This window comes from Actinoplanes sp. NPDC048791 (assembly GCF_040650095.1).
Lineage (GTDB): Bacteria > Actinomycetota > Actinomycetes > Mycobacteriales > Micromonosporaceae > Actinoplanes.
Genome location: NZ_JBEZGQ010000337.1, coordinates 1 through 7,858, shown reverse-complemented (window position 1 = coordinate 7,858; position 7,858 = coordinate 1). Strand labels below are relative to the sequence as shown.

At 71.8% G+C, this 7,858-nt stretch carries 5 protein-coding genes; 4 read left to right on the top strand and 1 reads right to left on the bottom strand.

What is annotated here, in order from left to right:
• Positions 1 to 1,113 precede the first annotated feature (1,113 nt).
• Positions 1,114 to 2,295, top strand: coding sequence for an FAD-binding oxidoreductase (locus AB0C29_RS23360; protein ID WP_360823634.1), 1,182 nt, complete (start codon positions 1,114 to 1,116; stop codon positions 2,293 to 2,295).
• Positions 2,296 to 2,307: 12 nt separating this feature from the next.
• Here AB0C29_RS23360 and AB0C29_RS23355 read toward each other — a convergent pair whose 3' ends face one another.
• On the bottom strand, positions 2,308 to 3,618 hold the full coding sequence (locus AB0C29_RS23355; RefSeq protein ID WP_360823637.1) for a hypothetical protein: 1,311 nt from the start codon (positions 3,616 to 3,618) through the stop codon (positions 2,308 to 2,310).
• 83 nt (positions 3,619 to 3,701) lie between these two features.
• Between AB0C29_RS23355 and murD the strand changes: the two genes are divergently transcribed.
• From murD to AB0C29_RS23340, 3 genes are all read left to right on the top strand, one after another.
• Complete coding sequence (gene murD / locus AB0C29_RS23350; protein ID WP_360823631.1) at positions 3,702 to 5,054, top strand: UDP-N-acetylmuramoyl-L-alanine--D-glutamate ligase; 1,353 nt, start codon at positions 3,702 to 3,704, stop codon at positions 5,052 to 5,054.
• A gap of 359 nt (positions 5,055 to 5,413) precedes the next feature.
• Positions 5,414 to 6,391: a MurR/RpiR family transcriptional regulator gene (locus tag AB0C29_RS23345; protein WP_360823628.1), complete on the top strand. Its 978-nt coding sequence runs from the start codon at positions 5,414 to 5,416 to the stop codon at positions 6,389 to 6,391.
• A gap of 50 nt (positions 6,392 to 6,441) precedes the next feature.
• Complete coding sequence (locus AB0C29_RS23340; RefSeq protein ID WP_360823625.1) at positions 6,442 to 7,749, top strand: extracellular solute-binding protein; 1,308 nt, start codon at positions 6,442 to 6,444, stop codon at positions 7,747 to 7,749.
• Positions 7,750 to 7,858: the final 109 nt, after the last annotated feature.

Here is a 7,858-nt window from a genome sequence, read left to right as displayed (position 1 = left end):
CCCACCGGCTCGGGAGGGGGACCGGGTACCGGTTCCGGTTCCGGTTCGGGAGGAGTGCCGGGTGCGGGTTCCGGTTCGGGGTCGGCCCCGGGCGCGAGTCCAGGCTCAGGAATGACCCCGGGCGCCGGTCCTGGTTCCGGCACGGGTGCCGGGTGGCGGTCGGTTCCCGGCGCGGGCCGAGCCTTCGGTGCAGGCATGGCCCCGGGAGGCCTGGGCACATCGCCGGTTCCCGGCACGCCTGCTCCTGGCGCGTCCACCCCTGGCGCGACCGGTCCCGGAGGCGTAGCTCCGGGAAGCGGACTTCCGGCCGGGGCGGTCCCGGGCGTGGCGGGCCCTGGTGGGACGGGCCTTGGCAGGACGGTTCCGGGCGGGACGGTTCCGGGCGGGACGGTCCCAGGTGGGACGGGTCCTGGTGGGACCGGTCCTGGTGGGACGGGCGGCCCAGGCGGGACGGTTCCGGGCGGAGCGGTCCCGGGTGGGATGGGCCCTGGCGGCATGGTCCCGGGCGGGGCGGTTCCGGGCGGGGCAACCCCCGGTGGGACCAGTCCCGGTGGCGCGGTTCCGGGCGGGGCAATCCCCGGTGGGACCAGTCCCGGTGGCGCGGTTCCGGGCGGGGCAATCCCCGGCGGGACCAGTCCCGGTGGCGCGGTTCCGGGCGGGGCAACTCCCGGCGGGACCAGCCCCGGGGGCGCGGTTCCGGGGGCGGTCCCCGGTGGTGCGGTTCCTGGTGGTGTGATTCCCGGCGGCAATGGTCTGGTGCCCGGCGGCACCATCCCGGGCGCACTTGTCCCCCCGACCGGCCCCGGCGGCGGTCAAGGCCCAGCAGCGGGCACCACCCCCGGCACGGCCATCGTTCCCGCGGTTCCTCCTGGCGCCGTCGTTCCCGCTCGGCCCGGTGCCACGCCGCCCGTGCGGGGCGGGCTGCGTCCCGGGGCCACCACCCCGTACCCGCCGGGTGCTGGGCCTTGGGCCGGCGGCGTACCGCTCATCCCGGCCACCGGTTCGTCGACCGAGCCCATCAGCGGCATTCCCGGCATCGGCGGCCCGCGGCCGGCCGGGCCGCAGTGGCCTGGTGATCCGGTTCAGGCCGTCGGTCCCTTCGGACCGGTACGCATGCCCGACATCGTCCCGCCCGTAGGCGCCCGTCCGGCCCTCCCCGCCGACGGCATGGATCCCGCCGATGATGCCGCCCTGCGGGAGATGGCGCGGCTGCTCGGCAACAGTCTTTCGCTGGCCGGCGGGCCCGAGGAGGTCGCCGAGCGGTTGCGGGCTGCTCTCGCCCAGGCCCAGCCCGCGTTGTTCGCCAAGTTGCCCGGCGGGCCGGCCGTTCAGGTTGCGCAGCTTGCCGAGGCTCTGACCTGGCTGGTGCATCACCTGGACCAGCCGCCGCTGCTGGTCGCGGCGTGTGGCCGGCTCGGTGCCTCGCTGGCCGAGTGCGGCGTCCTGCCTCAGCAGTTGCAGCTGGCCGGGGCCGCGCTGGCCGAGGCGATGCGGGCGGGGATGGCTGCCGGTGGCTGGCGGCAGGACTTCGACCAGGCCTGGCGGTCGACGTGGCAGCACGCGTACGAGTGGATCGCCCATGGGATGGCCGCCGCCGCTTATCAGCCGACCGTGTGGACCGCGGTTGTGGTCGGGCACGAGCGGCGCCGGGATGATCTGGCCGTGTTGTGGTTGCGACCGTATCTGCCCATGCCTTACCGGCCCGGTCAGTACGCCCGGATCGAGTTGCCGGACCAGCCCGGCGTGTGGCGGCCGTATTCGCTGGCCGGGAACCCGCGCCGGGACAACATCGTCGAGCTGCACGTGCGGGCCAAGAGTCACAGCGGGATCAGCGGCGCGCTGGTCTACCGGACGGCCATCGGGGACACCGTGCGGATCGCGCGCGCCGAGGGGGAGATGGGGCTGCCCGAGTCCGGCCGGGATCTGCTCATGATCGCCGGGGACACCGGGGTCGTTCCGCTCAAAGCCCTGCTCACGGAGCTGGCCGCGACCGGGGACCCGCGCTCGGCGGTGCTCTTCTGGGGCGTGCGCAACCTCAGCGAGCTGTACGACATCGACGACATCACGGACATCGCCCGGGCCTGCCGGCGGGCCACGGTGATCCCGGTGGTATCCGAGGGGGAGGCCGGCCCGTACCCGAGCGGTCTGGTCACCGACGCGGTCGCCGCCTACGGCGAATGGTCGGCCCACGAGGTGTACCTGGCCGGACCGCCGCTGATGCTGGCCGCGACCAGCCTGGCCCTGCAGGCGCTGGGCGTGGCCCCCGACCGTATCCACCACGACAAGCCCGACTGACGGGCGAGCTGGTCAGGCGAGGGCGGCAGCCAGGATCTTGGCGTAGGCCGGCGGCACGAAGGTCGGCCCGCCCGGCGTCAGCACCTCGTCCCGGGAAGCGGCAGCCCACGCCTCAGCCGGCACCGCCGCCCGCAGCGCCGTGATCACCGGTGCGTCCGCCCACTGCGGGTCGTCGCCCAGCATCGTCAGGGCGACCAGGGATTCCTCCACCTCGCCGACGCATTCGAACGGCTTGTGGGCGTCGATGCCCAGCAGTTCCAGGTAGCCCGGCACCTGCGCCGGCTCGGCGAAGAGGTCGCGGCCGAAGATCCGGGTCAACCGGGCCCGGGACATCGACGGCGCCATGGCCAGCGCCACGAAGCGGCACTTGGGGCAGTCGCCGCACCAGCGGGCCGTCGGGTCGTGCAGCTTGAACGCCTTGTTGCAGCTCGTCACCACGTCGTCGTACGCGGTGTACCGGGCGAAGAGCTGGGCGATGTGCAGCTCCGACAGCGAGCGCAGCAGGGAGAAGTACGGCTCGGCCAGGCCGGTGTGTGCCGTGACCGCCGCTCGCAGCAGGCCCTCGGCGAGCACTCCCTTGGACCACTGGTGGTTGATCTCGTGACCGTTCCAGATCAGGTTGGGGTCGGAGGCCGAGCGTTCGTTGGACATCACCACCGGGCCCAGGCCGTGCAGGGCCGCCGTTGCGATCGCGATCAGCGAGTTGATCGCGGTCACCGGGATGTGGCCGTTGAGGGCCCCCGCCTTGTTGAGCTCGAACAGGCGCGGGTCGAGCTTGCGGCGGGCGGCCAGGGCGGTCAGGCCGGAGGCGGCGTTCACGTTGACGATCACCGGGTTGGGGTTGACCGAGAACGGCACCGGGTCCAGCCCGGCGGCCCGCAGGATCTCCAGGGTGACGATGGAGTCCTTGCCACCACCGACAGCCGACAACGGCCGGCCCTCCGAGTTGTCCACCGGGGAAGCCGGGGGAGCCGGGGGAGCCTCCGAAGGCGAGGAGACCGACAGAGCCAGCACGTGCGGGAGCTTGTTGACGTACGCGTACTCCCCGAGGCCGTGCGTGTAGACCGCCGTGAAGAACTCGGTGACCGCGGCTGGCACGGCGACCGGCGCCTCGATCCGGGCCGGCGCGCCGACCTTGTAGTAGCTCACGCCGGCCACGACGTGCAGCAGCTCCAGCACCTTGAAGAAGTGGGCCGGCGGCTCGCCCGGGCCGAGCGGGAAGGTGATGGTCTCGGTGAACTCCAGCGGGTCCGGGCCGTCGAGCAGGTAGTCGAACTCCGCGACCCCCGTCGCCGGATCGAACCTGTATGCGGGGAACCGCATGACCTCGTACTGCGCACGCACCCGGCACTCCCAACGTAGGACCAGCGAGCCATACTAGTGCGACTCGACCGAGGGAGACGATTGTGCGCCTGGCAGACCTGCGCGGACGTTCCGTTGCCGTCTGGGGGACCGGCCGGGAGGGCCGGGCCGCCGTCACGGCCGTCGCCGCCCACGGTCCCTCGCGCCTGATCGCGGTGGACGACAGCGCCAACTTCCTGTCCGTGCCCTGGGAGGGTGAGCTGGCCGCGCTGGCGCCGCTGGCCGGTGGTGATCACGCCCAGGCCGCGCTGGTGGCCGCCGACGTGGTGGTGCGGTCGCCGGGGGTGCCGCAGACCCATCCGTGGATGGCCGATCTCCGCGCCCGGGGGGTCACCGTGACCGGGGGCAGCGCCCTGTGGATGGCCGACCACGCCAACCGCACCATCGGGGTGACCGGCAGCAAGGGCAAGAGCACCACGTCCAGCCTGATCAGTCACCTGCTGGCGGCGGTGGGCCGGCCCAACGTCTTCGGCGGCAACATCGGCGTGCCGCTGCTCGACCTGCCCCCGGCCGAGCAGTACGTCCTGGAGCTCTCCAGCTACCAGTGCAGCGATCTGACCGACTCGCCGCGGGTCGCGGTGGTGACCTCGCTGTTCCCCGAGCACCTGGACGCGCACGGCGGCGAGCGGGAGTACTACCGCGACAAGCTCAACCTGCTGGCCCACGGTCCCGAGCTCATCGTGATCAACGGGGCCGACGACCGGCTGGTCGCCGAGACCGTGGCGGTCAAGGACGCGAACGGCTTCGCGGCGATCCCGGCCGCCGGGGGCGACTCGCGGTTCCGGGTCGAAGCCGACGCCCAGGTGTACTGCAGCGACGAGGCCCTGTTCCCGCGGGACACGCTCAAGCTGCGCGGCCGGCACAACGAACGCAACCTCTGTGTCGCCCTGGCCGTGCTCGACGGCATGGGCATCGACGTCGTCGGTGAGCGGGAGGCCCTGCGCGCGGCGGTGGCGTCCTTCCAGGGGCTGCCGCACCGGCTGGCCGAGATCGAGGACCCGTCGGGGCTGACGTTCGTGGACGACACGCTGTCCACGAGTCCGTACTCGGCGATGCACGCGATCGACGCGTACGAGGGCCGGCCGTTGACCGTGCTCGTCGGCGGCACCGACCGCGGCCTGGACTACAGCCCCCTGCGGGAGCACCTCAAGGACCGGGAGATCACCGTGATCGGCCTGCCGGACAGCGGGCCGCGCATCCTGGCCGAGCTGGCCGGCCTGGCCGGCGTGCGCACGGAGGCGGCGGAAGATCTGCCTTCGGCGGTACGGCTGGCCCGCAAGCTCACGCCGTCCGAGGGCGTGGTGCTGCTGTCCCCGGCGGCCCCCAGTTACGGCCGTTTCCGCAACTTCGAGCACCGCTCCGAGGTCTTCGCCCAGGCGGTTCGCGACAGCGCTTAACCGGTTCTGGGCAGAATTATTGCCGGACCCCCTCCCGTTTCGAAACGCCCTCGCGGATTGCGAGGGCGTTTCGCGTTGCCCGTCGACTCCTCCGGTCGGGCCACTCCGGCGCACCGTTTGATGCCGTTGGCGACCCAAAAGGCCGATGAGCAAACTCCTCCAAACAGCATGAATGATGGCGGTCGCGCCCTATCGACCATATGCGGATCGACGTACGTCAACCGACTGCCGGGGCACCCGCATTCATCGACGTGCGCCAGGTAACGGTTTGAAAACTTCACCCACGGTCTTGACACGGGGGGTCAGAAAGTAAGAACTTTTACCGCGACAGTTAACACTCCTTTCTGAAGGGACGGCCCATGGTCGAGCCAGACGCAGACGGCACCGCAGCGACCGCGGTCGTCGACTCGCTGGTGCGCGACCAGGCCCCGCCGCCGCAGCACAGCATGAACAACTCGGACGGGGTACTGGTGCGGGTGCGCACCCTGCTGCCCGAGTTCACCGGCGCCCTGCAGCGCGTCGCCGAGCAGGTCCTCACCGACCCGGCAGCCGCCTCCCGGGCGACCATCGTCGAGCTGGCCGAGCGCAGCGGCACCTCGCCGGCCACCGTGACCCGGTTCTGCCGGGCCCTGGGCTTCGACGGCTACGCCGATCTGCGCCTGGGCATCGCGGCGGAGACCGGCCGGGCCCGCGCGTCCGGCTGGACCGTGGACATCGGCCGCGAGATCCAGCCCAGCGACCCGCTGGAGCGGGTGCTCGGCCAGATCATGGCGGCCGACACCCGGGCCAAGCACGACACCGCCTCGCTGCTGGACCTGGCCGAGGTCGAGCTGGCCGCGGTGGCCATCGCCGCCGCGCCGCGGGTCAACATCTTCGGCGCCAGCGGCAGCGCGCTGGTCGGCGAGGAGATGCAGTTCAGCCTGCACCGCATCGGCGTGGCCGCCTGGGCCTGGACCGATGTGCACAACGGCCTGGCCAGCGCCGCGCTGTCCCGGGCCGGCGACGTCGCCCTCGGCATCTCGCACAGCGGCGAGACCGGCGAGACCATAGAGCTGCTCGCCGAGGCCAGCAGCCGCGGCGCCACCACCATCGCGCTGACCAGCTTCCCCCGCTCGCCGCTGGCCGAGCTGGCGGACATCGTGCTGCTCACCGCCACCCAGGCCACGACCTTCCGGCCGGACGCGCTCTCCGCGCGGCACCCGCAGCTGGTCGTCCTCGATCTGCTCTACGTAGCCGTCGCCCAGCGGACCCACGAACGTTCGCACGCGGCCTTCCAACGCACCGCCCAAGCCGTCCACGGCCACAAAGCCGTCAAGGACGGGAGCTCCGCCCCATGAATTCGAGATCCCCTCTCACCCGCATAACTGACTCGTCCAGGAGGACTAGCGTGAAGCGCAGAATCGCGGTTGCGGCGACCCTCGCCGCGACGCTGCTCGGTGCCGCCGCGTGCGGCTCGAACAGCGACAGCAGCGACACCCCCAATGCCGCCGCTTCCGTCAACGGTGCCGGCAAGACCATCAAGGTCTGGCTGATGGTCGACGCCCAGTCGGGCTGGCCCGAGGTCGTCAAGCAGGCCAACGAACGCTTCACCCAGGCGACCGGCGCCCAGGTGCAGGTCGACTACCAGCAGTGGACCGACCACCTGGCCAAGCTGGACACCACCCTGGCCGGCAACGACGTGCCCGACGTGGTGGAGCTGGGTAACACCGAGATGCCGAAGTACGTCTTCAACGGCGCCTTCGCCCCCCTCGACAAGGGCCAGTTCGAGAACTCGGCGCAGTGGCTGACCGGCCTCTCCGCCCCCTGTGAGCTCGACGGCAAGACCTACTGCGTGCCGTACTACGCCGGCGCCCGGGTCCTGCTCTACCGCACCGACCTGTTCGACAAGGCCGGCCTGAAGGCCCCGAAGACCTACGACGAGCTGGTCGCCGCGGCCAAGACGCTCAAGGAGAAGAACGGCAGCGACAAGCAGTTCTCCGCCTTCTACATGCCGGGCAAGTACTGGTACGCCGCGATGGCGTGGGTGCACGGCAACGGCGGCGAGATCGCCAAGAAGGACGGCGACAAGTGGGTCGGCGCCCTGTCCGAGCCGGGTGCGCAGGCCGGCCTGACCAAGTGGGCCGAGATCGCCAAGACCTACTCCAGCGGTGACCCGACCAAGGACGAGAACGACCAGGACGCGGTCTACGCGCAGGGCAAGTCCGGCATGCTGTACGGCAACGGCTGGGAGCTGGGCGCGGTCCAGGAGCAGCCGAAGGACCCCAACGACCCCGCCTCGGCGAAGGTCAAGACCAAGGTGAACGGCAAGGTCGCCACGGCGCCGCTGCCCGGTATCCCGTCCTTCCTCGGTGGCTCGGACGTCGCCGTGACGGCCAAGAGCAAGAACGCCGACCTGGCCGCCAAGTGGGCGCAGATCTTCACCGACGCCAAGTCGCAGGAGGGCCTGATCGCCAAGGGCGTGCTGCCCAACGCGACCTCCCTGCTGGACAAGGCCGCCGCGGTCAAGGGCAACGAGGCGACCGCGCAGGCCGCCAAGGAGACCTGGTTCGTGCCGATGGCGCCGAAGTGGTCGGACGTCGAGTCGGCCAACGTCCTGCAGAACATGCTGGTCAGCATCGCCACCGGTAAGGCCACCGTGCCGGCCGCGGCGAAGGATGCCGACGCGAAGATCAACGAGATCCTCAACGCCAGCTGACCGTGATCGGGCCGCCCGCCCTCCCCGGGCGGGCGGCCCGGCCCGGCACCGCATCCCCGCAGAGAGGTGACCGATGTCCGTCGTCGACTCCCCGTCAGCCCCACCGGCC

Bases quoted from the DNA above. Each gene is read 5' to 3' on its own strand.
- AB0C29_RS23360 (WP_360823634.1), top strand. From the start codon at position 1,114: ATGCCCGACATCGTCCCGCCCGTAGGCGCCCGTCCGGCCCTCCCCGCC.
- AB0C29_RS23355 (WP_360823637.1), bottom strand. From the start codon at position 3,618: ATGCGGTTCCCCGCATACAGGTTCGATCCGGCGACGGGGGTCGCGGAG.
- AB0C29_RS23345 (WP_360823628.1), top strand. From the start codon at position 5,414: ATGGTCGAGCCAGACGCAGACGGCACCGCAGCGACCGCGGTCGTCGAC.